At 38.7% G+C, this 25,370-nt stretch carries 20 protein-coding genes and 1 riboswitch; of the genes, 15 read left to right on the top strand and 5 right to left on the bottom strand.

Annotation, left to right across the window (positions count from 1 at the left end; translation table 11 throughout):
* The first annotated feature begins 30 nt into the window (after nt 1–30).
* The 10 genes from AQ505_RS09885 (at nt 31) to AQ505_RS09930 (ending at nt 11,676) form a co-directional block, all read left to right on the top strand.
* Entirely contained in the window at nt 31–1,419 is a 1,389-nt protein-coding gene (locus AQ505_RS09885) for an asparagine synthetase B family protein (protein ID WP_062548028.1), read from the top strand.
* Nucleotides 1,420–1,494: 75 nt separating this feature from the next.
* Nucleotides 1,495–2,616: an NAD-dependent epimerase gene (locus AQ505_RS09890; RefSeq protein WP_062548029.1), complete on the top strand. Its 1,122-nt coding sequence runs from the start codon at nt 1,495–1,497 to the stop codon at nt 2,614–2,616.
* A 323-nt stretch (nt 2,617–2,939) separates the two neighbouring features.
* Nucleotides 2,940–4,247, top strand: a complete 1,308-nt coding sequence (locus AQ505_RS09895) for a pectate lyase family protein (RefSeq protein ID WP_231635061.1) — start codon at nt 2,940–2,942, stop codon at nt 4,245–4,247.
* Nucleotides 4,248–4,477: 230 nt separating this feature from the next.
* The gene (locus AQ505_RS09900; RefSeq protein WP_062548031.1) at nt 4,478–5,626 is read left to right on the top strand and encodes a glycosyltransferase family 4 protein; all 1,149 of its coding nucleotides are present in this window, start codon (nt 4,478–4,480) and stop codon (nt 5,624–5,626) included.
* Between the two features lie 41 nt (nt 5,627–5,667).
* Entirely contained in the window at nt 5,668–6,705 is a 1,038-nt protein-coding gene (locus AQ505_RS09905; RefSeq protein ID WP_062548032.1) for a GNAT family N-acetyltransferase, read from the top strand.
* A gap of 54 nt (nt 6,706–6,759) precedes the next feature.
* Entirely contained in the window at nt 6,760–7,563 is an 804-nt protein-coding gene (locus tag AQ505_RS09910; protein WP_062548033.1) for a phytanoyl-CoA dioxygenase family protein, read from the top strand.
* A gap of 51 nt (nt 7,564–7,614) precedes the next feature.
* Nucleotides 7,615–8,112, top strand: coding sequence for a GNAT family N-acetyltransferase (locus tag AQ505_RS09915; protein WP_062548034.1), 498 nt, complete (start codon nt 7,615–7,617; stop codon nt 8,110–8,112).
* A gap of 41 nt (nt 8,113–8,153) precedes the next feature.
* Nucleotides 8,154–9,218 carry a GNAT family N-acetyltransferase gene (locus AQ505_RS09920; RefSeq protein WP_062548035.1) on the top strand — a complete coding sequence of 355 codons (1,065 nt, stop codon included), beginning with the start codon at nt 8,154–8,156 and terminating at the stop codon, nt 9,216–9,218.
* A gap of 11 nt (nt 9,219–9,229) precedes the next feature.
* Complete coding sequence (locus AQ505_RS09925) at nt 9,230–11,176, top strand: polysaccharide biosynthesis protein (RefSeq protein WP_062548036.1); 1,947 nt, start codon at nt 9,230–9,232, stop codon at nt 11,174–11,176.
* Nucleotides 11,177–11,286: 110 nt separating this feature from the next.
* The gene (locus AQ505_RS09930) at nt 11,287–11,676 is read left to right on the top strand and encodes a helix-turn-helix domain-containing protein (RefSeq protein WP_062548037.1); all 390 of its coding nucleotides are present in this window, start codon (nt 11,287–11,289) and stop codon (nt 11,674–11,676) included.
* A 207-nt stretch (nt 11,677–11,883) separates the two neighbouring features.
* On the opposite strand, the gene AQ505_RS09935 is transcribed toward AQ505_RS09930, so the two are convergent.
* The 5 genes from AQ505_RS09935 to AQ505_RS09955 form a co-directional block, all read right to left on the bottom strand.
* Entirely contained in the window at nt 11,884–13,143 is a 1,260-nt protein-coding gene (locus AQ505_RS09935; RefSeq protein WP_062548038.1) for a DegT/DnrJ/EryC1/StrS family aminotransferase, read from the bottom strand.
* Between the two features lie 88 nt (nt 13,144–13,231).
* Nucleotides 13,232–14,401, bottom strand: coding sequence for a DegT/DnrJ/EryC1/StrS family aminotransferase (locus AQ505_RS09940; RefSeq protein WP_062548039.1), 1,170 nt, complete (start codon nt 14,399–14,401; stop codon nt 13,232–13,234).
* A 111-nt stretch (nt 14,402–14,512) separates the two neighbouring features.
* On the bottom strand, nt 14,513–15,046 hold the full coding sequence (locus AQ505_RS09945; RefSeq protein WP_062548040.1) for a UpxY family transcription antiterminator: 534 nt from the start codon (nt 15,044–15,046) through the stop codon (nt 14,513–14,515).
* Nucleotides 15,047–15,163: 117 nt separating this feature from the next.
* Nucleotides 15,164–17,479 carry a GumC family protein gene (locus AQ505_RS09950; protein ID WP_062548041.1) on the bottom strand — a complete coding sequence of 772 codons (2,316 nt, stop codon included), beginning with the start codon at nt 17,477–17,479 and terminating at the stop codon, nt 15,164–15,166.
* A gap of 25 nt (nt 17,480–17,504) precedes the next feature.
* On the bottom strand, nt 17,505–18,257 hold the full coding sequence (locus AQ505_RS09955; RefSeq protein WP_062548042.1) for a polysaccharide biosynthesis/export family protein: 753 nt from the start codon (nt 18,255–18,257) through the stop codon (nt 17,505–17,507).
* Between the two features lie 358 nt (nt 18,258–18,615).
* On the opposite strand from AQ505_RS09955, the gene AQ505_RS09960 reads away from it, so the two are divergent.
* The 5 genes from AQ505_RS09960 to AQ505_RS09980 all read left to right on the top strand — a co-directional run bounded on the left by AQ505_RS09960 (nt 18,616) and on the right by AQ505_RS09980 (nt 25,273).
* Nucleotides 18,616–19,533: a polyphosphate kinase 2 family protein gene (locus tag AQ505_RS09960; RefSeq protein ID WP_231635062.1), complete on the top strand. Its 918-nt coding sequence runs from the start codon at nt 18,616–18,618 to the stop codon at nt 19,531–19,533.
* 126 nt (nt 19,534–19,659) lie between these two features.
* Nucleotides 19,660–19,863: riboswitch (cobalamin riboswitch) on the top strand.
* A 97-nt stretch (nt 19,864–19,960) separates the two neighbouring features.
* Nucleotides 19,961–22,042 (top strand): TonB-dependent receptor plug domain-containing protein, encoded by a 2,082-nt coding sequence (locus AQ505_RS09965; RefSeq protein WP_062548043.1) that lies wholly within the window; start codon nt 19,961–19,963, stop codon nt 22,040–22,042.
* Nucleotides 22,043–22,054: 12 nt separating this feature from the next.
* Nucleotides 22,055–23,197 carry a YncE family protein gene (locus tag AQ505_RS09970; protein ID WP_062550954.1) on the top strand — a complete coding sequence of 381 codons (1,143 nt, stop codon included), beginning with the start codon at nt 22,055–22,057 and terminating at the stop codon, nt 23,195–23,197.
* A gap of 58 nt (nt 23,198–23,255) precedes the next feature.
* Nucleotides 23,256–24,368 (top strand): YncE family protein, encoded by a 1,113-nt coding sequence (locus AQ505_RS09975; RefSeq protein WP_157262289.1) that lies wholly within the window; start codon nt 23,256–23,258, stop codon nt 24,366–24,368.
* A 41-nt stretch (nt 24,369–24,409) separates the two neighbouring features.
* Complete coding sequence (locus AQ505_RS09980; RefSeq protein ID WP_062548044.1) at nt 24,410–25,273, top strand: hypothetical protein; 864 nt, start codon at nt 24,410–24,412, stop codon at nt 25,271–25,273.
* Nucleotides 25,274–25,370: the final 97 nt, after the last annotated feature.

The following is a 25,370-nucleotide window of genomic DNA, read 5'->3' on the forward strand; positions in this document are numbered from 1 at the left end:
AAAGGACTGCAATGCGTTTTTTCTTCCGAATTGAATATCCTATCCAAAGTGGTGCGTCCCGAAATAGATGAGGCGGCTATAGCGGATTACCTATATCTGGGCTATCATTACAGAAAAGCCACCCCTTATCAAGGGGTATCAGAACTGGAGAATGGCTGTTATCTGGAGATAGACACCCATACCAATCTCAGTAAAAAGGTGAAATGGTTTGATATGGCTATTTACTATCAGCAAGAGAATAAATTAAGGTATCCTGATGCGATTGAAATGTTAGACCATCACCTTCATTTGGCGATAAAAAGAAGAATTGATAGCTCAGATCTGGATGTCGGGGCATTTTTAAGCGGTGGGATTGACAGCGGATTGGTGACCTCAATCGCAGCCGAACATACCACAAATTTAAAGACGTTTACCGTTAAGGTAGAAGGAAGCTATGATGAATCTCATCTGGCGCAAAAAGTAGCTCAAAAATATTCAACCAACCATACGGTGGTGGACATCACTTTTTCAGATTTACAAAAAGACATAGAAAAAATACTCATCAACCATGGTGAACCGAATTGTGATAATTCGGCAATTCCTAGTTACTATGTTGCAAAAGAAGCAAAAAAACACATCACAGTCGTGTTAAACGGCGACGGAGCCGATGAATTGTTTGGTGGTTACCGCCGTTATGTGCCTTTCAAACATTTTGATTTTTTTAATTCAGGTAAGGTAAGTACTACTGCTGCTAAAGTGCTGACCAGCATTCTGCCAATTGCAAATGAAAAACAAAGTAGTTATAACTATGTGTATCGTTTATTAAAGTTAGCTGGTTATGATGATTTGCTTAAGGTATATAATTCGGCATCCTGTGATCTGTTTGTTGGCTTTGAAGATCAGTTTATTCGTAAACCATTGATGAAAGAGCTCACAGCAGACCTGATGACCATCAATCAAATGCCAATTACCTCGTTAAAAAAGATCATATTTACGGATTTTCAATCCATGCTGTTCAGCCGATTGCTTCCTAAAATGGATATTGCTACAATGGCCCATTCCCTGGAGGGAAGAAGCCCATTTCTATCCAAAGAAATATTGGAATTCGCCCCAGGCTTACAAGATCATTTTAAAATAGATAAGTTCAAAACTAAGCCGATTTTAAGAGACCTCGCGATCAGGTACCTGCCTGAAGCGCTGATCAACCAACCTAAACGTGGGTTTGAAATACCCCTGAAATCCTGGGTTAATGGCGAGTTGAAGGCCATTATAAACGATTACCTGCTAGCTCCAGACGCGCTTTACGGGAAAATCATTAAGCAAAGCTTTATTGAAGATTTACTGCAGTCAAAAGTTAAAATCTCCGATGAAAGAAGGGCGAAAATTCTCTTCTGCATTTTCGGACTGGAAGTTTGGTTCAAAGGCTGTTATCGCCAATAGCATTTCCAACTCCTTTTTTCAACCAGAAAATCCCTTTGGATTTAAAATCAGATTTAAACACTTAAAATAAACACTATGAAAATTTTAGTAACTGGTACAGCCGGATTTATAGGCTTTCATTTAGCAAAACGTTTATTGGAAAGAGGAGATGAAGTTGTTGGAGTAGACGTCATCAATGATTATTACGATATCAATTTAAAACATGCCCGCTTGGAGGAAACTGGGATTTCCCCAGACCTTATTGTATATGATCAACCCATAGCAAGTACAAAATACGACAACTATGTATTCGTGAAATTGGACCTGAACGATAAGGATGGGATGATGGAACTCTTTAATGCCCATCATTTTGATGCCGTATGTAATTTGGCAGCCCAGGCTGGGGTAAGGTATAGTCTCACAAATCCATCAGCCTATGTGGATTCTAATATTAGTGGATTCCTGAATGTGCTGGAATGCTGCAGATTTGCCAATGTGAAGCATCTCCTGTATGCGAGCTCTTCCAGTGTTTATGGTTTAAATGCAAATATGCCCTTTTCGGTTCATCATAATGTAGATCATCCCGTATCCTTATATGCTGCCTCTAAAAAATGCAATGAGCTAATGGCGCATGCTTATAGCCACCTTTTTAATCTGCCAACTACTGCCTTAAGATTTTTTACAGTCTATGGCCCTTGGGGTAGACCGGATATGGCTTTGTATATCTTTACAAAAGCCATTATGGAAGGTAAGCCAATTGAGATTTTTAATAATGGGAATATGAGTAGGGATTTTACCTATATTGATGATATTGTGGAAGGAATTCTACGGTTAATAGATCAGCCGGCAAAAGCTAATGTGAACTGGGATGCCGCTCAACCAGACCCTGCGAGTTCAAATGTGCCATTCCGTTTATTCAATATAGGTAGAGGAGCACCGGTAACACTATTGGATTTTGTGAAAGAAATAGAAGAAAATATCGGTATTCCCGCCATTAAACAGTTCTTACCAATGCAATCCGGGGACGTAGCCGCTACCTGGGCCGATATTACACCGCTAGTGAATGAGCTGGATTACCAGCCAGCAACCTCAGTGAAAGAGGGCGTGCACAAATTTGTAGACTGGTACAAAATGTTCTATGGATATCATAAAGAATCGAGGAGAAGGTCAAGAATCAGGCCATCAAATCAAATTCTTGTCTATGGAAATAAAGTATAGTATATTTTAAGGAAATAAAAGTCATTAAAAGGTCATGAAATAAAAATGTGCAATAACTGTGAAATCGCTTTACACCCTGTTTTACAGTTATATAATCTTCATCTGAATGCTGGAAACCTAACTTTTGAGCTGCTATTAAGCCTCTATACTGTATCCAATTGTAACTTTTGAGATACAATTTTTTTACAACCTCCCCGTTTAGGAGATGTATTTAAAAATTAGAGCGTTTAATGGAAAGATTGAAAGAAAAATTAAAAAAAGTGTGTGTGTTAAGTTTATTGTTATCGACAATTTTAACGTTTAGTCAATGTAAAAAAGAGGGGATGAGACCTGCGGACTCTGGCAACCCCCTCAGTAATGAAACCCCTGGAGTGTTAGATTCTCAATTGGTGAGTGGATCGGCTTCAGGAACAATGCAACTGAATGTCGCTACCGGGACTTCTGATGGAGGTTTTTCTTTAAGGATTCCAATGGATGCTAAACTAACCAGCGATTCTAATGAGAAACCAACAGCTTCTACAGTTAGAGTCTTTGAAAATGGAGTAGAAATTGGCCCAGGTCACTCTTCACATGATGACATCAGAACTCAGGGAAAAGGCCGTTTCAGCCACAAATCAAATTTCCTGTTTTTATCAGCCTCTGATAACTCAGATCCAAAAACAAACGGTAAAAAGTATACCTATACTGTAAACGGACAGGGTGGCGCTACTTTAGACCCAACTCCGCCAACTACGGAGCAGCCTACCGCCCCAGTGGCTGGGAATGAACCTATTGGTTATGCTTCAGTGAATGGGAAAACTACAGGTGGTGCCGGCGGACAAACCCTTACGGTAACTACTTTGGATGCACTTAAAAGCGCTTTAAGTTCTAAATCACCTTTGATTATCCAGGTGTCTGGAACGATTACAGGTACAGGTTTGCTTCAGGTAGAATCTAACAAAACGATTTTGGGCCTTAGCGGATCTAAGCTAATTGGTGCGGGTCTGTTGATCTACGGAAAGAACAATGTAATTGTTAGAAATATGACGATTAGTAAAGTACGTACCTATTCTAATATTATCATTAAAGAAGGTGCTCATCACGTATGGGTAGACCATTGCGATCTTGGATCAGAGCTGGTCAGCGACTGGGATTATTATGATGGATTATTGGATGTTGGAACAGGTGCTGATTATGTGACTTTATCATGGAATAAATTACATGACAATCACAAAGCAATGCTGATCGGTTTTAGTTATACCCGTCCAGATGATGCCAATCACCTAAAAGTAACCGTACACCATAACTTGTTCTCTAACATTTCAGAACGTACTCCTGATGTGAGATACGGAAATGTTCATGTATTCAATAACTATATGTTGAATGCAGGGTATGTTGGATCACTAATGGGTGCAACTGTAAGAGTAGAAAATAACTATTTCAAAGGTTCTTCTCTTCCAATCAGAACTGAAATTAGCCCGGTTGCAGGTGTAATCAGTGGTTTAAGTACCAACATTTTTGAAAGCTCTGGAAGCAACAAAATTACTTCGGCTCCTTCAACATGGGTACCAACTTATGAGTATAAATCAGCGCTGGATGCAGCAGCAAACGTACCAGCTATTTTAACTAAAAGTGCTGGTGCAACTTTATAATTTTTTAAAAATTAAATAATACCACACCACCATTCAAGCTATTTATATAGATAGCTTGAATGGTTTTTAATCATCATCCCCCTTTTACGCCTCTTCGATCTTAATTGAGCTTCATCTTCCGATACTCCCAAATGTGTCTTATTTAGTATTTATGCTGCTCCATTAATAAAAATGGCCGCCATAATTCCTCCTATATAATAGATTTTGATTGCATTAAATCGCTTTGTATTATGGACAATAACAAAAAAAATGTGTTGATTGCCTGCGATTCTTCCCATACCTTACTGGAGTTTCGCGGTAAACTTATCGAAGAACTGGTAAAAGGGAATAATGTGGCTGTTTTTACGCCTACCATCTCCAGACAGCAGGTTAGAGATAAGTTAGAAAGTCTGAATGTAAAGGTGTATGAGAACAATTTGAATGGAAGCAATGTCTCTATCTTTGCTGATCTTAAATATATCATTCAGTTGCACAAACTGATCAAAAAAACTAAGCCTGATGTGTTTTTTCCCTATACTTTTAAACCAGTAATATATGGGACAATGATTGCGAAAATATGTAAAATAGCCTGTATAACACCGATGCTGACAGGTTTAGGTTATAATTTCAGTAATAATGGAAAAAAAAACCGGCTGCTGAGCGCCATCACTAAAATCTTACTTAAAATCAGCCTAAAAGGCAATAAGGGAATTCGTATCATCTTTCAGAATAAAGATGATTATCATAAATTATTGGAGACCGGAATTATTAGTCAGAAACAAGAGGCATTTGTAGTCAATGGCTCAGGGGTAGACCTAAGTCATTATGAGTATACCGAACCCGATACTTCAAATATTAGCTTCCTGATGATCTCCAGATTGATCAATGCTAAAGGAGTTAAAGAATATTATGAAGCCGCCAAAACCATCCGCCACAAATATCCCGATGCCAAATTTAAACTGATTGGTTCTTTTGATAATAATATCGACTCCATCACCCTGGAGCTGTTCTCTAAAATTCTATTTGATGACACCATAGAATACATTGGAAGAGTAGACGACGTGAGACCTTACATTAAAAATGCTTCAATTGTAGTATTGCCCTCCTACTATGGAGAGGGTGTTCCAAGGTGCATATTAGAGGGAATGGCAATGGGGCGAGCCATCATTACCTGTGATTCCGTGGGCTGTAGGGAAACCATACACAATTCTTCAGTCGGTCGTAATGGCTTTTTAGTTCCCGTGAGAAATGTTTCTGCACTCGTATTAAAGATGGAATATTACCTCAACAATACCGCAGATATTATTTTGTACGGGCTCAATGGAAGGAGCTTTGCAAAAGAGAAGTTTGATGTGAATCTGGTCAATGCGGATATGCTTAGGATCATGAACCTTGTTTAGAGTATAAAAAAAAAAACGACATATTGTAATTATTATTTATCATGTCATATCACTTGATTAGTATTCAGCAATCAACAGAATGGATTGCCTGTGTTCGTGCGGCTGTAAACTATGATTTTTATCATACCTGGCACTATCATGCGCTGGAGAAAAGTGGAGAGCCGATACTTTTCGTATATCAAGAGAAGGGTGTTTTTATCGCTCTTCCATTGTTAAAAAGGGAAATTAATCACTCCGGTTTATTTGATTTAACCTCAGTGTACGGATATTCTGGTCCGATTTCTAATTTAATGTTTAAAGACATCAGTGATCAATTCCTTGAAAATTTTAAACAGTATTTTTTAGAATTTATGAAAGTGGAGGGGTATATCTGTTTGTTTTCCAGGCTAAATCCCTTTATTGATCAAAAGGTGCTCATAGAAAAAATAGGAGGCTTAGCTGATAATGGAAAAACAGTCTACATAGATCTCTCGGTTTCCATTGAGGAGCAAAGGGCGAGCTATGAAAAAAGACTGGGCAGGCAAATCAGGCAGCTCAGAAAAATGCCATACCATATAAAAGAAGCAGGTACAGATCAGGAAATTCGCTTATTTACTGCAATGTACACTGAAAATATGCTGAGATTGGGAGCCGGAAAACGCTATTTTTATGAGGAGAAATATTTTATGGAACTCCTTAAAAGCAATAGGGAGGAATGTAAATTAATTTTGATTTATGATGGTGAAGAAATGATTTGTGGCGCAGTGATTATGTGTGCTGGAAATGTAATTCGTAATCATCTTTCTGCAACTGCCAGCGCTTACGTTCATTATTCTCCTAGTAAATTGCTGACAGATGAAATTAGTGTGATTGGCCGCCGACTTGGAAAGCAGTATTTTCACCTTGGCGGTGGTTTGGAAGGCAAGGAAGATTCCTTGTTTCGATTTAAATACTCTTTTTCCAGACTTTTACTGGAAGACAATACCTGGAGGTTTGTATCCGATCATCTGGTTTATAATGACTTGGTAAAGGAACGAAACGACAGTAGAAATGTTAACTATTTCCCATTGTATCGCGTTCCCGCATTATCCATCAAATAAGATTTCTTTAAAATTCGATAATTAACTAAAGTTTAACCTATAAATCTATGTGCTTTGAAAAATAAATTTATTTATTCCGAAGCCACTTTAAGTGACTTTGAGGATGCAATTGACGAATATGGCTGGGTCATCTATGAAGATGCTGTTAATGAGAAGATGATCAATACCATAATCAATGACCTGGAACCAGCCTATTTAACGAGAAGGGAAATTCAAGTTCAGAATGGTATTGAGACAAATATGGAAGGCACACTGCACCATCTGCTGGAGAAGGAGAACTTTAGTATGCCATTCTTGTCCCAGAAGTATTGCGATAGAGAAATGAGACATTTTCTGGATGGTAATTATATCGTAAATGGAATAAGTGGAGTGCTCAACTTTAAAAATTTTAAAGCCTATGTCCACAATGTTCATCGGGACATCAGGAGCTTCACCGGAGATTTTAAAATTGCGATCCAAATGATTGTTTTACTAGATGATTATACCCTTGATAATGGTGCAACCTATTTTCTTTCCGGATCTCATAAGAAAGATGTGAAGCCATACGAGGTGTTTTTCTATGAGCAGGCAGACAGGGCAGTGGCGAAGAAAGGAAGTATTATATTATTTGATTCTAACATCTGGCATGCTGTGGGGCTGAATAATACTGATGGCCCCAGACGTGCATTGACCCTAACGTTTACCAGACCTTTTTTTAAACCCCAGTTTGATTTCCCCAGGTTTTTGGGATATGAGTATGGAGAAAGCTTAAATGACCATTTGAGGCAGGTCATTGGATACAATGCTCGTATCTCTGCCAATTTACAAGAATTCTATCAACCTCCGCATTTAAGAATGTATCAACCTGGTCAAGGCTGATGCTGTTCCCCTTTAGCCTAAATGTATCATTCGTTGAATAAATAAAATAACATGAATAATCCTGTCTATTTAAGGCCCTTAGAGATCGAGGATGCTAAAATCTCTTATCAATGGCGTAATGACCCAGAAATATGGGTATATACCGAGTTTAGCCCCGCTCAACCGGGAATAACGATGGAAAAAGAAACGGAATGGCTCCGTCTTAAACTAGAGAAATTAAATGATAAGCGCTTTGCCATTTGTTTAAAAGAAACAGATCAATATATTGGGAATATACAATTGATTGATTTAAAAGATGGCCAAGGCGAGTTTCATCTGTTTATTGGGGAGCGTCAATTTTGGGGGAAAGGTATAGGGAAAGCCGCTACTCAACTCATTCTTGAAACTGCATTTTCTGAGCTGAGCCTGGAAAGTGTTTTCCTATTTGTACATGAAGACAATGTCGCCGGTCTTTCAATTTATAAAAAAACGGGCTTTGTTCCTGTAAGCAAACACCAACAGCAACTGAAAATGCTGTTGACAAAACAGACATTCACTCCCTTTAGCTAATCGGCTGTCCTAATTATTTATTTTTTAATATCCATACGGCTATGAGAAAATTAATCACCCTTCTCGAGAGAAAGGAATGGACTGCGTATGTCAATGCTGCTCTGGAGTACGATTTTTACCATACCTGGTTCTATCATTCTTTAGATCACACAGGCAATCCTTTTCTTTTTGTTTATGAAGAAGATCAGCACTACATCGCTTTCCCATTGCTTAAAAGAAATATATCTGATAGTTCATTTTCTGATCTGAGTTCAGTCTACGGCTATACCGGGCCAATATCCAATCAGAAATTCGAGGATATTGATGATTGCATGATCGATAATTTTAAAGTATCATTTTTAGATTTCCTGGATAAAGAGCAGAATGTGTGTGTGTTTTCAAGGCTTCACCCACTTTTTAATCAATACTTGCTATTTGAGAAATTTGGAGGGGTTTATGAAAATGGGAAAACAGTGGCCATAGATTTAACCCTTTCTATAGAGGAACAACGAGGGAAATATAGAAAAACCACACTGAAAAACATCAAAAAATGTAGGAAAGCTGGTTACTCAGTTAAACAAAGTAGAGACCAAAACGACATCACGCTATTCTATGATATGTACACCAGAAATATGGAAAGAGTGGAAGCGGCAGATTGTTACTTTTTTAGTAAATCGTATTTCAATTATCTGATTGATAATGATGATTTTGATTGTCGATTGTTACTGGTGTATGCTAATGATGTCATTGTATGTGGGATGATTGTAACCTTCACACATGGCATTATTCAGGTACACCTGGTGGGAACAAAACCAGCATATTTAAGGGAATCTCCTGCAAAATTTTTAATAGATGAAATTACCCTGATCGGTAGAAATGAAGGAATGAAATACCTGCACCTCGGAGGAGGAGTAGGCTTTAAAATGGATACTTTATTTAATTGGAAAGCGGGCTTTTCAGATCTTTTTCTGGAATATAAAAGCTGGCGTTATGTGTCCAATACTTCTGTTTATCATTCGCTGGTTAGTAAGCGAGAAATTGATGAGCGTATAAGTATTGATTTTTTTCCGCTCTATCGGGCGGTGTTAAATAGTTTAACATTTGGTTTTCTTCAACTGGTTATCTAAATCTTCATATTATGAAAATGCTCCTGTTTCGTGACAAAATATATTCGCGTTGGCTGATCCTGTTTATTGATCAGATTATCGTTGTATGGACATTATTTATGTCCTTCCTGTTACTTCACAAATTTGAATATGTAGAATTAGGTTATTCAAATTTTGTCATTTATACCTGTTTGTATAGCTTGATTTCAATTGCCGTATTTATGGTGATGCGGATTCATACTGGAATTATACGGTATTCTAATACGGAAGATATCATAAGAATATTTATGGCAGTGCTGTTCACCAGTATTATTTTTACCATTACCAGTAATGTCTTTTTTGTGCCGGATTTTAAACTTTCTTCAAAATGGTTTCCCGAAATACTGATTATAAATTTTTTCGTTTCTTCCTCTTTATTGATTATGCTCAGAGTGGCCGTGAAAAATTTGTTTTTTTATATGAAAACAATGGAGCCCAATGATAAAAAAGAGAATATACTAATTTATGGCTCTGGAAGAGATTCTATTCTAGTGAAAAAAGCATTGGAAGGAGGAAATACAAATGACTTAAATGTCTTTGCTTTTGTAGATGACAATGCCGATAAAATCAATAAACATATTGAGCAGAAAAACGTTTACCATTCTAGGTCAATTGAAGCTTTACAGCATAAATTTAATATACAGAAGGTGCTTTTTGTTGGGGATGATTTGAATGTAAATGGGAAGAAAGTAACGATTGATAAATGTATTGAACTAGGCATAAAAGTAGTTACGGTTCCGCAATCTGATAAGTGGTTATATGGTAAACTCACGCCGAATCAAATTAAAGATTTAAAGATTGAGGATTTATTACATAGGGAGCCAATCGTCCTGACTAAAAATAATATCTTCAGGGAAATGCAAGGGAAACGCATCCTGATCACAGGTGCTGCAGGTTCTATAGGCTCCGAAATTGTGCGTCAGATCGTAGGTTTTAATCCAGAATTTGTGGTGTTATGTGACCAGGCTGAAACACCTCTTCACGATTTACAATTAGAGATTGAGGATGATTTTAAAGGAGCAAAAACTCATGTTGTCATGGCGAACATTCAAAATAAATGTCGGATGAAATCAATCTTTGAAGAGTATCAACCTCAAATTGTTTTCCATGCGGCAGCCTATAAACATGTTCCTATGATGGAAAACAACCCTTCTGAAGCTATTTTAACGAATGTAATGGGGACTAAAAATATTGCAGATTTGGCCATAGCGTATGGCGTCGAAAAATTTGTGATGATCTCCACAGATAAAGCTGTACGGCCAACTAATATTATGGGCGCTTCCAAACGTCTTGCCGAAATGTACATTCAATCCCTTAACAATGAAAAAAACTTAAACATATCAAATGAGAAATCAATTACTCATCAAACAGAAACGCAGACAAAATTTATTACCACCAGATTTGGCAATGTTCTGGGATCTAATGGCTCTGTGATTCCGAGATTTAAAGCACAGATCGCTCGGGGAGGGCCTGTAGCTGTAACGCATCCTGAAATCACCAGGTATTTTATGACGATTCCAGAATCCGTACAATTGGTGCTGGAAGCTGCATCGATGGGCAATGGAGGGGAGATCTACATCTTTGATATGGGAGAACCCATTAAAATTGTGGACCTGGCTACCAACATGATTAAATTAGCCGGATTAATCCCGGACAAAGACATTAAAATAATATTTACAGGGCTAAGACCTGGAGAAAAACTATATGAAGAACTGCTGATGCTGGAAGAAGAAACCATTTCTACTTATCATCCAAAAATTAAAATTTCAAAAATTATAAGCTATAGTATTTTCTATATTCAAAATGTAATTGAAGAGCTGCTGCTGCTTAATAATTCCAATAACGACTTAGCAATGGTTAAAAAAATGAAGGAAATAATTCCAGATTTTAAGAGTAAAAATTCAAAATATGAAGACATAGATCATTATTTGGTTGGATGATCAATAGTTTTTATTTTTTTATAATTTTACTTGCTTTATTGTCATCTTTTTGTTATTTTTAGTATAGATCTCATCCCTCTAATTCTAGTTAACATTTTAAACTTATTTCTATGAATTTAAATGTAGGTCAAGTAATTGAACATGTTGTAAGAAAGGATCATATGGGGATCACTGAACTTTCTAGGAAATTACACGTTAGTAGACGAACCATATACAATTGGTTTGATCAGGAGTCTTTAAGTTTTGATGTTATTTGTAAAATTGGGAACGTCATTAATCATGACTTTTCTAAGGAATTTCCAGATGACTTTGCTCGTTTACAAGATGAAGCTAGAGAAAAGAAATTAGATCTGATGAGCAATGAAGAAAATGCTATGGCGAACTACTCAACCGCTGTAAATTATTGGATGAACAAATACATCAAACTACTCGAAAAATATAACGAGCTGTTAAGTCAGAGTTTTCCGAAGCAGTATAATGAAATAGGATCAGATAAGTAGCTGCTCAAGCCCCAAAAAAGATTTTTCTGTAACCACTAGCTTCAGCTAGAAATTGAAAAAGGTGTCCAATTGTTTTGGACACCTTTTTTATGTTTGGGCGATGAGCTAGGATAAGTCTGGGTATCAGTAAACGTTTATTTTCCGGCAAAAAAAAGGAGGTCTGACAGACCTCCTTTTTTATAACAAACGAAGACAGTTATCAAAGAATTAACTGCGGTATGATTTGATAAGTGACAATTCCTGATGTTTGTTATGCAGCATTTGTGATTGAACAGATTTAATCACGGCATCGATAATGTAGTCTGTATCTTCATCGGTTAATGTAGGGTAGATAGGTAAGGAAATTTCACAGGCATATTGTTTATAGCTATTTGGATAATTCGCAATATTATATCCCGTTTTCTTAAAATAAGTTAACATTGGCATTGGGATGAAATGAACGTTGACAATAACTCCAAAAGCCACGATATCTTCAATGATACGATCTCTTTGAGCCTCTGTGATATGTTTAAGGCGCATCGGGAAGATGTGATAGGAAGATTCCCTGGAGTAGTCTTTTAATGTTGGTGGAATAAACCACTCGTAATTACTTAAAATGCTGCAGTATTTTTCTGCTATTTTTCTACGCTCAGGCAACAGCAAACGTTTGTATTGTTTGATTTGTGCTAAGCCTATCGCCGCACAGATATCAGGCATATTAATTTTTAATCCCTTATAGAGAATGTCATACTTCCAGTTGGCACCTTTCGATTTCGCATAAGCATCTTTGTTCTGGCCGTTTAATGAAAATATTTTGAGGAACTTATATTCTTCATTATGGTCGAAATTACCGGGCAAGTTTAAGCAGGCACAGCCTCCTTCAGCAGTGGTAATATTTTTTACAGCATGAAAAGAAAAGATAGTAACGTCGCTGCTTACCGCTGCGGAATGGCCCATATAAGTAGAACCAATGGAATGTGCGGCGTCTGCAATCAGGAGGATTCTGCCAAGTTTTCGCTGTTCTTCTGAATTCGCTGTAAATAAGCTTCTGATCCTGGCGCTCCTGATTAATGATTTAATGGTGTTGTAATCACAGGGTAAACCAGCAATGTCGACCGCAATAATTGCCTTAGTCCTAGAGGTAATGGCCATTTTTATGCGTTGAGGGTCTATGGTCAGGTCGTCAGCAATATCTACCATCACCGGTGTAGCGCCGCAATGTAAAACACATAGAGCGGTTGCACAATAAGAGTAGGCAGGTATAATGACTTCATCGCCTTCTTTTACACCGAACCATTTTAACATCATTACTGCACCAGAAGTCCAGGAGTTTACGCAGACGGCAGCTTTAGATCTGGTTAAGCGCATCACCTCCATCTCCAGTGCCATCACCTTTGGTCCGGAGGTAATCCAGCCAGACTTGAGTGTATCCATTACTTCATTAATTACATTTTGGTCAATAAACGGTGGTGAGAATGAAATGTTCATGATTTTAGGTTTAAGTTGATGAAAGCTTATGATTGGTTTGTTTAGTTTAATGAAAGGTTTAATAGAGGAGCAGAGCTACCCAATAGTATCACTTGATCGCCCTTAAATCATTAATTTCTGTGGCGATTTTGTTGGTCACCTGTACGCCAAAATTATCTGTAGCAACTGGTACTGCATCGGCATAATTCTGAGTTCTTAAAATGACCCTGCAAATCATATCCAGGTCAGGAAGTGTTAAAGTATGATAAAGCGGCAGACAAACAATCCTGCGGGAAATATCCTCGCAAACAGGCATGGACACTGGATCCACATAGGGTAGGGTAGAGAGTGAGGGTGAAAAATACCTTCTGCAGTAGACTTTGGAAAGTTCGAGTTTTTCCATACACCGATGCCTTAATTGTTCCGTCTCAAATAATACCGGGAAATAGGCGTAATTATAGTCTTTAGCTTTATTTAACTTTGGAAAACGACCTTTGATTTTCCCTAATTGCTGGTAATAATGAAGAGACAGGAGTTTTCTTCTTTCGAGGATCTCATCCACATACTTCAGATTACACAAGCCCATAGCCGCATGAAATTCGCAATTTTTGCCGTTTACGCCCAATCCTGCAAAAGTATCAGGACTGCTATGGCCAAAATTCCGGATGTACTGCATTTTATTCAGGAGTTCTGGATCACGCGTGAAAACAGCTCCTCCCTCGGTCGTATGGAATAGCTTGGTGGCATGGAAACTGGTCGCCGTGATGTCTCCATAATCAAATACAGACCTGTTTTTGTACTGCGTCCCAAAACAATGTGCTGCGTCATAAATCACCTTTAATCCATGTCGGTCTGCTATCGCCTGAATGGCATCAATGTCGCATGGATTGCCATAAACATGGGTGGCCAGAATGGCAGAAGTGCGAGGGGTAATCGCAGCCTCAATTTTAGTCGGATCTATGTTAAAAGTCTCACTGTCGATGTCTACATAAACTGGCTTGCAGCCCTCCCAGACTATACTGCTGGTGGTGGCAACATAAGAGAAAGGGGTAGTGATAATCTCCCCCTTTAGCTCCAAGGCTCTAATGGCTAACTGCAAAGCAAAAGTGCCATTACAGACGAACAGCATGTGGTTTACATTCAGGTATTGTTTAAGTTTTAATTCAAGGTCATTTAGCAATGGTCCATTATTGGTGAGCCATTGACGTTCCCAGATGCTGTCAATATATTCTTTAAATTCTTCTGCTTTTGGGAGAAATGGTTTAGTTACAGGAATCATAAGATTAGTTTTAAAGGTGGAAATTTATTACATAGTGCAGCGGCCATTTAGGAGGATCATAAATGGACTGGAGCTTTCTTTGAAAAGAAGTATTTGGAGTATTTATCTAACTTATATGGCTGTATTTAGCATGACATCAGCGATGGGAACACTACTCAGCACAGCACAGTTCAAATGGTCTAAAACCATCAGGACGTACTTGCCCTGGACCTTAATCACGGTTCCTTCCTGATTGTAAAAGATGCCGTGTTTAATACGGATGCGGTCACCATGATTTATATCTTGTGAATTGATGATCTCACAAGCCACATCTCTATTCATCAGTTCCTCAATTTTTTCAATCACACTATCCCTGATCACCGCAGGTTTCCCCATATAATATATGAAGTTTAAAACGCCTAGGGTTTGTCTTACTTTGTATGCTTCACGCTCATTTACCCAAACAAATACATAACCGCTAAACAAGGGTAAATCAACAATTTTCTTTCGGTCTGCCCATTGATTTGTGACGCTGCGAATTGGACAGTAGGATTTAATGTCCTGCTGTTTTAATAACCGATCCACTTTTTTTTCCCATCTCGGACGGGTATAAACTACAAGCCAGTGCCTGCTCCAGTTGCTACTGGAACCAAATTGATTTTCCATATAGAGAATGTTTAATTGTGAAGGCAATAATTAGTATGGATATAAAAAGGGCAGAGCTTCGCTACATCACTTACATGATTGTGGTGTGGAAACACTTAGATTAGGGGTAATTATGTATTAGTTTTTTGAGACCTGATAACCTAAACCGTAACCATATCCAAATCCTCCATATCCATAGGTATTGCTGTTCTCAATTTTTGCATCATTAAATACGACCATAGGATTGGTCAGTTTTTTATAATACAGGATATCTTTTAATATGTTCAATTGTAATTTATCAGTATAATTGTAACGGATCAGATAAATGCTAAGGTCGGTGTAGGCAGATAAGCTAAAAGCATCAGCAACCTGTCCAACAGGCGCCGTATCAATGATGACATAGTCGAACCGGCTTTTCAATTCTTCTACCAATTTTCCGATTTTTGGATGCATCATCAGCTCCGCAGGATTGGTGGTAATAGGACCACAATCCACGACAATTAAATCATGGTATTTTCTTGAATTCATGAGCAAATCATCGATACTCACATCGGGATTTAATAGGTAATCGGTGATGCCAATTTTTGAATTTAAATGAAGCTTCTGCAGCAACTGAGGCTCGCGCATATCAAACTCCAATAATACCACCCGTTTATTTACGGAAGCTAAAGTGAGGCCTAGATTGATAGAGAAGAATGTTTTGCCTTCGGATTTCATACAGGAAGTAATCAGCATGACCTGATCAGGCATCCCATTGTTCATGAAGTTAAGGTTACTTCTAATGTACCTGAATAATTCAGTAATGGTAGACCTGCTACTGTGGTCTATCATAGCTGCTTCATTTTTGCTGACATGGTTTAATACGCCTAAAACAGGTACGCCAGTCAGCAGTTGGATGTCTTTTACGTCTCGTACTTTATTATTGAATAATGACCTGCCGTAGATAAAGGCAGCAGGAATAAGCAGGCCGGCAAAGCTGGCACACAGGTAAATCAATTCCTTTTTTGGAGTTACTGGTACACTATTATACGCTGGTTTATCGATGATTTGAGAAGTTGGGACTGTGGCGGATAAGGAAAGCGTAGTTTCTTCTCTTTTTTGTAATAAATACCTATATAATCCTGATTTTACGCTTTGCTCTCTGGTTCTTTCCAATAGCCCACGCTCTACTGCAGGTACCGCACGAACTTTAGAGTTAAATCTTGAGCTCATGGCCTGCTGATTGTTTCTTTCAATTTGTAAGCCTCTCTTGATGTTCTGCAGGTTTTCTTGAATGTTCGATTTTAAACTCACTAATTGTGCAGTCAGGTTCTGTACTAAAGGATTGCTTTCCTCAGAACTCCTCAGCATTTTTGCCCTTTCCTGCTGGGTCGCATTATACTTCGCTGTTAAGTCATTTAAAGTCGCATTATTGATGTTTAATGCGCTAGGGACAACATTTAGGTTGTTGTTTTGAAGGTATTTTTCCAGGGAGGACAGGACGTTAAGCTGGGTGTTTGTAGAAGATAGCATTTGTCCGTATTCTCCGGATTTATTTACATTGACAACTGCATCAGCATTGACATCGGTCACCATGTTTTCCTGTTTGTAATTTTCTACATCATGCTCTACACCAGTTAAATCCAGACTGAGTGCATTCAGCCTTTTGTCAATAAATTTGATGGTATTCAGGGCAATCAGGTTTTTCCTAATTACATCTTCTTCGTTGTATTTTCTGATGAGTACCGTTAGAATATCAAGGCCCCGTTGGGGGATATTGTCCGTTAAACTGATGACAATTGTGTTGGCATCTTTTACAACGGGCAGTACAATCAGGCCTGTTAAGCTGTAGGATTCTGCCATGCGATGCAGGTTTTTAAATTTCAAAACCACTGGATCGGTATAGTTTTTAAAGGCAGGGCCTTTGCTGACGATAATTTTATAGCCTGATTGCTGTACCACACTGTTGTAAGGCAATGTATACTTGTTGTTATTGTCGGTAAGGACATACTCCTGATCACTATAAGGACTTATTGTCGGTTTTTTAAGGTACCCACTTGCATTTACGCCAAGAACACTCACTTTTATCGGTACATTTTTTCCGTATAGCTCTTTGTCTTTTAAGGTGCCTTTAATGAAATAAGCAGTTTCTAAGGATAGTGATTTCAGCGTTTTATAAATCAGATCCCTGGAGCGTAAAACTTCCATTTCATTGTCTGCTTTGCGATCGCTGCGGAACATATTCAGGTCGCTAAATGCACTTTCTTTAACCTGTCCTTCGCCTTTTTGATCATCCTGAACCATTAAAGTACTGCTTACTTTATACCTTGGACTGAGTGTTTGCAGGTAGAGAAAACTAGCCCCCAGACCTATTAAAAATGCCAGGATAAAAGCGTACCAGTATTTTAAGTACTGCTGTATGTTTTCCCTTAAATTCTCCAGCGCAGAAGGGCTTTGATAAACGTTTGAGTTCATGTTTTTATAATTAAAATAGAACAGATTATCTGAGTATAACGGTTAGTAGTACAGCTGCTGCTGAAACGCAGGTAGATATGATCGGAAGTAAGGTGTTGTTTGAATTGACCTGTCTTTCTTTTGATTTGTCGGGCTCGACATAAACGATGTCATTCTGTTTTAAATGGAAATATGGGGAGTTGTAGCTGTCCTTATCATTCAGGTTTAGCCTGGTCATGTTGCGCACGCCGTCTTCTTCCCGAATAACAAGTACGTTTTCCCGTTTGCCAAAAACGGTCATGTCACCGGCCATCCCCAAGGCTTCTAATAAATTAATTTGCTCACCGGGAACGTTTAATGAAGCCGGATGATTTACCTCTCCAATCACTGTAATTTTGAAATTGACAAGTTGGAGATCCACATAAGGATCCTTGATCTGTTTCCTTAATACCTGGGTAATTAAAGCCTGTGCTTCTTCTAAACTTAAGCCTTCGACTTTTACTTCGCCAATCAGTGGTAGATTGATGTTTCCAGCATTGTTAATCCTGAACCCCCCTTTACTGTTTATAGGGGTATTGCTATTGTTGGCATTTGCACTTGCAAATAATACATTGTACTCTGTATTTAAGCTGGTTAGAGAGATACTCAGCTGGTCGTTCTTTTGCAGCTTTAACTGTGCTGCACTTTGAATAATATCATTGGAGCCCTTAGGAAGGTTGCTGAAATAGACTAGATTTCTTTGTGGAGCACAACTGAAAAAAATCAGTGAAATGAACAAAGTAAACGTTAAATTTTTCATTTTGATGGAGGTTAAATGAATTAACTACTTGATATCCCCGGAATTCTTAGAATAAAGTTAGATAAATAAAAAACCATAAAAAGAGTAGTTGTTCAAGTTGTGTTTTAAATTGTGAACCTGCACACATTTAATTTACGAAACTGCGCAAATGGGAGGATGAATTATACAAATTAGTGATAAATGCTAGCGATATTTTTACAGTTACTTTGCAGCTCTTGAACCGTTAAAGTCGATAGTTGTCGGGCATTCCAAAAAAAGAAGGAGCACAGGGCGTAAAATGAAAATTATTGAGCTTTAATTCGAATGTATATCTCTGTTTTAAATTTAAACACCATTTAATTTAAACATTAAGGATCCGATGAACGTTCTATCCTGTAAAGACAAATACTTGCCAATGAAAAAGGAGATCGAAAAGTCCCGGGTTATGCCCGGTAAGAAATTTTCACTAAAAGATTACGATACTGCTTATACAGGTGACCGGGAAAAGGAAGCCGGAAAGGAGGAATTGGATCTGACGAAAGAAGAGCTGAGTAAATTGCAGGAAACCCTGTATGCTGCAGATTCTCATTCTATTCTTATTTTGTTCCAGGCGATGGATGCCGCAGGGAAAGATAGTGCGATTGCTCATGTGATGTCTGGATTAAATCCTCAGGGCTGTCAGGTGTATAGTTTTAAGACGCCAACTTCTGAAGAATATGACCATGATTTTCTATGGCGTCACTATAAAGCACTACCTGAAAGAGGGCGTATTGGCATTCACAATAGGTCGCATTATGAAAACGTATTGGTTTGTAAAGTCCATCCTGAATATGTACTCAAAGAGAAGATCCCTGGGTATGATACGGTAAAGAAAATAGATGATAAGTTTTGGAAAAGGCGATATGAGAGCATTCGCAACTTCGAAAAGCACATCACTGATAATGGAACTGTGGTGATCAAGTTTTTCCTTTATGTCTCCAAAGATGAGCAAAAAGAAAGGTTCTTAGAGCGGATAGACAATCCGGTTAAAAACTGGAAGTTCTCTTCGGCTGACATTACAGAGCGGGAAAAATGGGACGATTATATGTCGGCATACGAACAGGCTATTGAAGAAACATCTACTGAAAAAGCACCCTGGTACATAATTCCTGCTGATAAAAAGTGGTATGCGAGGTTATTGATCAGCCAGATTTTAGAACAGCATCTGAAAGATATGGACTTGAAATTTCCTGTACTTGATGAGGATGAAATGGCGAAACTAGAAGAAATACAAAGGTGCTTACTACTCGGCGGCTAAAATCTTTCGCCCCGAAGAGGGGCGAAATTTTCTAAGCCTCCTGCTAGCAAGCTCCTTTTTCAGGCGTCTGCAGCCCATCAGCTATTATAACAAGGGCTAAAGTTTGTTCTTCGCTGGATTATTGAGTACATTTGCCACGCTTTTGGTTCCTGGTGATTTTTACCTGGATTAAAAGGGAATACGGTGTAAATCCGTAACTGTCCCGCAGCTGTAAGCTCTATAACGGTATTCAAATCGAAGCCACTTTTTTTTACTCTATGTAGGGTTTGAATTGGGAAGGCAGGATCACCGGGAGTAAGTCAGAAGACCTGCCATAAGTATAATATTTCATAGCTTTCGGGGATTGAAGCTTGGAGTGAGTGCTTGTTTACTGTATTTCATTTCCTTGATCTAACTGTTTGCTGTGGGTAAATGACTCACAACAAAAATGAGAAGAAACAAATTTGCCGGTTTGGGCATCAAAGCTTGTTTTTTTACTATTCTAGCCTTTACAGGGCTCGGAGGAGTTATGCCTTTAAATTTGCAGGCACAGACTCAGCCAGTTAAACCAGAAAGTCGTCGGGATAGCTCAGGCCAACAGGATTCCCTGGAAAAAGTCAATGCTTTGAAAGAAGTGCAGATTAAGACCATAAAACTTAGCAGGCGACAAACGTCTTCTACTCCTTTACAAATTCTTTCTGGTGCAGAGCTGGAAAAGCTAAATAGCCTTTCCGTAGCCGATGCAGTGCGTTATTTCTCTGGGGTACAGCTTAAAGACTACGGTGGAATTGGCGGATTAAAGACCATCAATGTTCGTAGTATGGGGAGTAACCATACTGCAGTGTTTTACGATGGTGTACAATTGGGAAATGCGCAAAATGGACAGGTAGACCTGGGTAAGTTTTCATTAGATAACATTGAAGAGATAGAATTGTATAACGGACAGAAGAGCAGCATTCTTCAGTCTGCTAAAAGCTTTGCTTCGGCAAGCTCTTTATACCTGAAAGCCAGGCAGCCAAATTTCGAAGCCGGCAGGAGTAATCGTCTTAAAGCTGCTTTCAGAACAGGCTCATTTGGTTTGGTAAATCCTTCTATATTGTGGCAGAGTAAATTGAGCGAGCATACTTATAGCACAGTTAGTGCAGAATTGAAAAAAGCAAACGGTCGTTACAAATACCGCATTACGAACGGTGTTTATGATACTACAGCAGTTCGTACGGATGGGGATGTAGAAGCGATGCGACTGGAACTTGGTTTAAATGGCATCTTGTCCGACAGTAGTAAATGGAATGTTAAGCTATATGGTTACAAAGACAATCAGGGTTTACCTGGCGCCATTGTAGCCAACGTTTTTCACTTTGCACAGCGCATGTGGAACCGCAATTTCTTTGCGCAATCTGCTTATGAAAAGAACATCGGGAAATACAGCCTGGTCGCTTCAGCCAAATATTCAAATGATTACATGCGTTTCCTGAATCCGGATATTGTAAAAACCACAGGTTTTCTAGACAATACCTACCATCAGCAGGAACTCTATCTCTCTTTAGCGAATAAGCTGAATATTAATAAATTCTGGGATGTGGTCTGGTCTGCTGATTACCAGTTGAATGATATGAATGCCAATCTGGACCTCTTTGCTTATCCCACAAGATATACTTTGCTGAATGCCGTAGCTACCCAATTTCATTTCGACAGGCTGGATATTCAGGCAAATCTATTGAGTACCCTGCTGAAGGATAAAGTAGAATCTGGTCCTGCAGCAGGAAGTAAAAATGAATTGACCCCTACAGTAATGGTATCCTGGCAACCTTTTAATCAAAAGGAATTCAGAATCCGATCTTTTTACAAGAGCATTTTCCGGATGCCTACCTTTAACGATCTTTATTATACTTTTTACCAGTTTACGGTACTGCGTCCGGAATATACCAAACAATATGACCTCGGTTTTACTTATATCAAAGGTTATGAGCATCGCGCGCTTAAACAATTTTCTATCCAGGCTGATGCTTACTTTAATCAGGTGAAAGATAAGATTGTGGCCGTTCCGGGAACCTCACAGGCCATGTGGAGTATGAGAAACTTAGGAAAAGTAGAAATAAAAGGAATGGATGTCAATGTTCAGTCCGCCTGGGAATTGGCTGATGCCCTTAATTTAAGTCTGGGGCTTACCTATACTTATCAGCAGGCGATTGATGCTGATCCAATATCTACGACTTATAAAGATCAGATCCCTTACACCCCTAAACATAGCGGCACCTTTTTAGCAGGGGCTTCCTACAAGAAATTTGCCCTGAATTATAGCTACCTCTATACAGGTGAACGTTACGACCAGAGCGCCAATATTCCTAAAAATTACGTACAGCCCTTTTATACCCATGATCTGGCCCTGCATTACCATACGCAAATCCAAAAACGGAAATTAAGGCTGACAGGGGAGGTTAATAACCTCCTAAATCAGGCTTATGCAGTCATCACAAATTATCCGATGCCAGGCCGCTCTTACCGATTCAGTTTAACCTATGAATATTAAAATATGAATAGCATGAAAATCCATAGAAATTCTGCTTTGATCCTATTGATCTTGCTGAGCCTATATATAAGTGCCTGCCGCAAGGATGCACAGGTCATTCCTGAAGAGCAGGATCGTGTATTGCCAGCTGATCCTTCGCGCCAGCTGCAAGGCTTTTACCTGGTAAATGAAGGAAATATGGGCATGAATAAAGCCTCCCTGGATTATATGGATTTTTCTACCGGAATCTACAGAAGGAACATTTACAATCAGCAGAATCCCGCACAAATCAATGGCCTCGGAGATGTAGGTAATGACATTGCGATCTATGGATCTAAGTTATATGTAGTAGTCAATGCTTCTAATAAAGTAGAAGTGATGGATGCTAAAACAGGCAAACGCATTAAACAAATTAACGTGACGAATGCACGCTACATCACTTTTAGTGCTGGGAAAGCTTATGTAAGTGCTTACCTCGGAAAAATAGGCGTTCCTAACGCGCCAAATGGAGTGGTCATACAAATCGATACCACCTCGCTTACAGAAGAAAAACGTGTTGAAGTAGGCAGGCAACCTGAAGAAATGGCGGTTGTAGGGCAAAAATTATACGTTGCCAATTCAGGTGGATACACCCCTTTAAACTACGATACCAGGGTTTCTGTCATTGACCTCAACTCATTTACCGTACTGAAAAATATAGAAGTTGCCATCAATCTGCATCGCGTAAAAGCAGATCGATATGGAGATATTTATGTGACTTCCAGAGGGAATTACTTAGATATTCACTCCAAAATATTTGTGATTGATACCAAAACCGATGAAATAAAAACACGTTTTGATATTGGTGCCAGTAATCTCGCCATAGATGACGATATCGCCTATTTCTATGGCTCAGAATGGAGTAATAATACGGGGAAATTTACCCTGAGCTATGGTATGCTGGATGTAAAAGAAGAGAAAATTTTGAGTAAAAAGTTCATTTCAGATGGAACAGAAGCTAATATTATGATTCCTTATGGGATTGCAGTGGATAAATACACGAAAGAAGTTTTTGTAACGGATGCCCGCGATTATGTTTCGCCGGGAGTACTGTATTGCTTTGACCCTTCAGGGAGAAAAAAATGGTCTGTGGTTACCGGCGATATCCCAGCTCATTTTGCTATGGTCTATAAATAACATGATCTATAATAAACAAATTATCATTAACACAATCTATAATAAACACAACCTAAACATGAATACATCAATTACTAAATCAGGAAGATCATTCCTCTTCCTTGCCACAGCAGGCTTATTGTCATTAAGTGCTTGTAAAAAAGATAAATTACCTGAAATTCCGCCACAGTCTTTATCAACCGTTGGGGTATACGTACTCAATGAAGGTACTTATAGCTCAACAACAGGTGCTTCAGCGAGTTCTATCAGCTACTATGATGTGGTATCGCAAAAGGTAGAGATCGATTATTTCAAGAAGCAAAATAATAGAGCACTTGGTGATAATGCGAATGACTTGAAGCAATATGGCAGTAAAATTTATTGTGTGGTAACCGGAACAACTCAAAGTGCTAAAGATTCTTACCTGGAAGTGATCAGCGAGTCGACCGGAAAATCATTGAAACGCATTGCATTTTCAGATGAAAATGGAGGTTTTATGCCAAGAAATATCGTATTTGATAAAAACAAAGCGTATATCTCGGGCTATGATGGTAAGATTACTAGATTGGATACTGCGAGTTTAACGATCGACAGCAGATTGCTTGTTGGTGGTGCATTAGAGCAATTGGCCATCGCTAAAAACAAAATTTATGTGACCAATTCAGTACACCCATCATTCCCTTCACCGATTAATTCTTCTGTATCTGTAGTGGACATCGCCACCTTTACGAAGTTGAAAGAAATCCCTACTGCGCTTAATCCAAGAGCAATTTCTGCCACAACTTCTGGCGATTTATTCGTGCTGACTTCTGGGGACTTTCCAACTATTCCTGGTACAATCGACAGGTTGAGCAGCACTTCAGATACCAGATTGAGCACCGGCAGTGATTTAGGTCTTTCATTTCTGAGCATCACCGGAACAACAGGTTTTGCAATTGGCTATGCTCTTTTTATTAAATCTTTTGATGCGAATACTGGTACATTGGGGAATGATCTGATCAAAGATGCAACAGTAATTAAAGCTCCGTATGCGGTAACAGCAGACGCATTTGAAAAAACTTTTTACGTAGCCGATGCAAAAGACTATAGCAGTAATGGTATGATGTTCTGTTTCGGAGCAGATGGAAAAGCTAAATTCAGTTTTGAAACGGGTATTTCGCCTAAACTAGCAGTATTCAAGTATGGCTATTAACCATTTTTCCTATTAAATATCATATCTAAAATCATCATATAATGAAAATTAAGCACTACCTGACTTTTGTGGGAATGGCCGCTTTGGCATCCTGTTCAAAAGACTCAGAACTAACACCAGAACCTCCTGTTGTTCCAACGAGTTTTGTCTCTAAATTAATCGAATATCAGCCGGCTCCAGGCCAGTTTATCAATACCGATCTTGGCAATTTGAAAGGTGCAAATACGATCATCGGTAAAAAAGGAATGGTGAGTCTTGGTGCTTGGGGTGGATTTATTGTGCTTGGCTTTGACCACACCGTCATCAATCAGACAGATAAAGACGATATCATTGTTTATGGAAATCCATTAGAAAACTTCTCAGAGCCAGGTATTGTTTGGGTAATGGAAGACACCAATGGCAACGGATTGGCGGATGATATCTGGTATGAAGTGGCAGGCAGCGAGTTCAATAAACCGGGTTATCAGCGCAACTATGCTGTAACCTACAGCAAACCTGCAGCTGATACTGATCCAGTACCATGGTTAGATAGCGATGGCCATGCTGGGGTAGTAAAAACAAATAGCTACCATGGGCAAGCTTATTTCCCTGATATGAAAGACAAAGATGGGAAAACGATAACCAGCTATACGATAAAAGGTTCTAAACTGCCTTCAACGAATGTGGATATGACCGTTCCTTCAATGGTCATCAGTAAGCCTTTTGCCTGGGGTTACGCAGATAATTTAGTGGACGGGGATAAAATTGACATCGCAAATGCGATAGATCAAAATGGAAAAAAAGTGGTTTTGAAAGGAATCAATTTCATTAAAATCCAAACGGGCGTCCAGGCAGACCTGGGATTGTTGGGAGAACTATCTACAGAAGTTACGGGTGTGGAAGACATCAGTCTGATTAAAAAGTAACACATTCTAACCATTGCTGATGGTTATCCTTTATCTGGGAGCAGAAAAAGTTTTTCAAATAAAGGATAATACATCGCATTCATAAAATAATATATAT

Origin of the sequence: Pedobacter sp. PACM 27299 (assembly GCF_001412655.1) — a bacterium.
GTDB lineage: Bacteria > Bacteroidota > Bacteroidia > Sphingobacteriales > Sphingobacteriaceae > Pedobacter.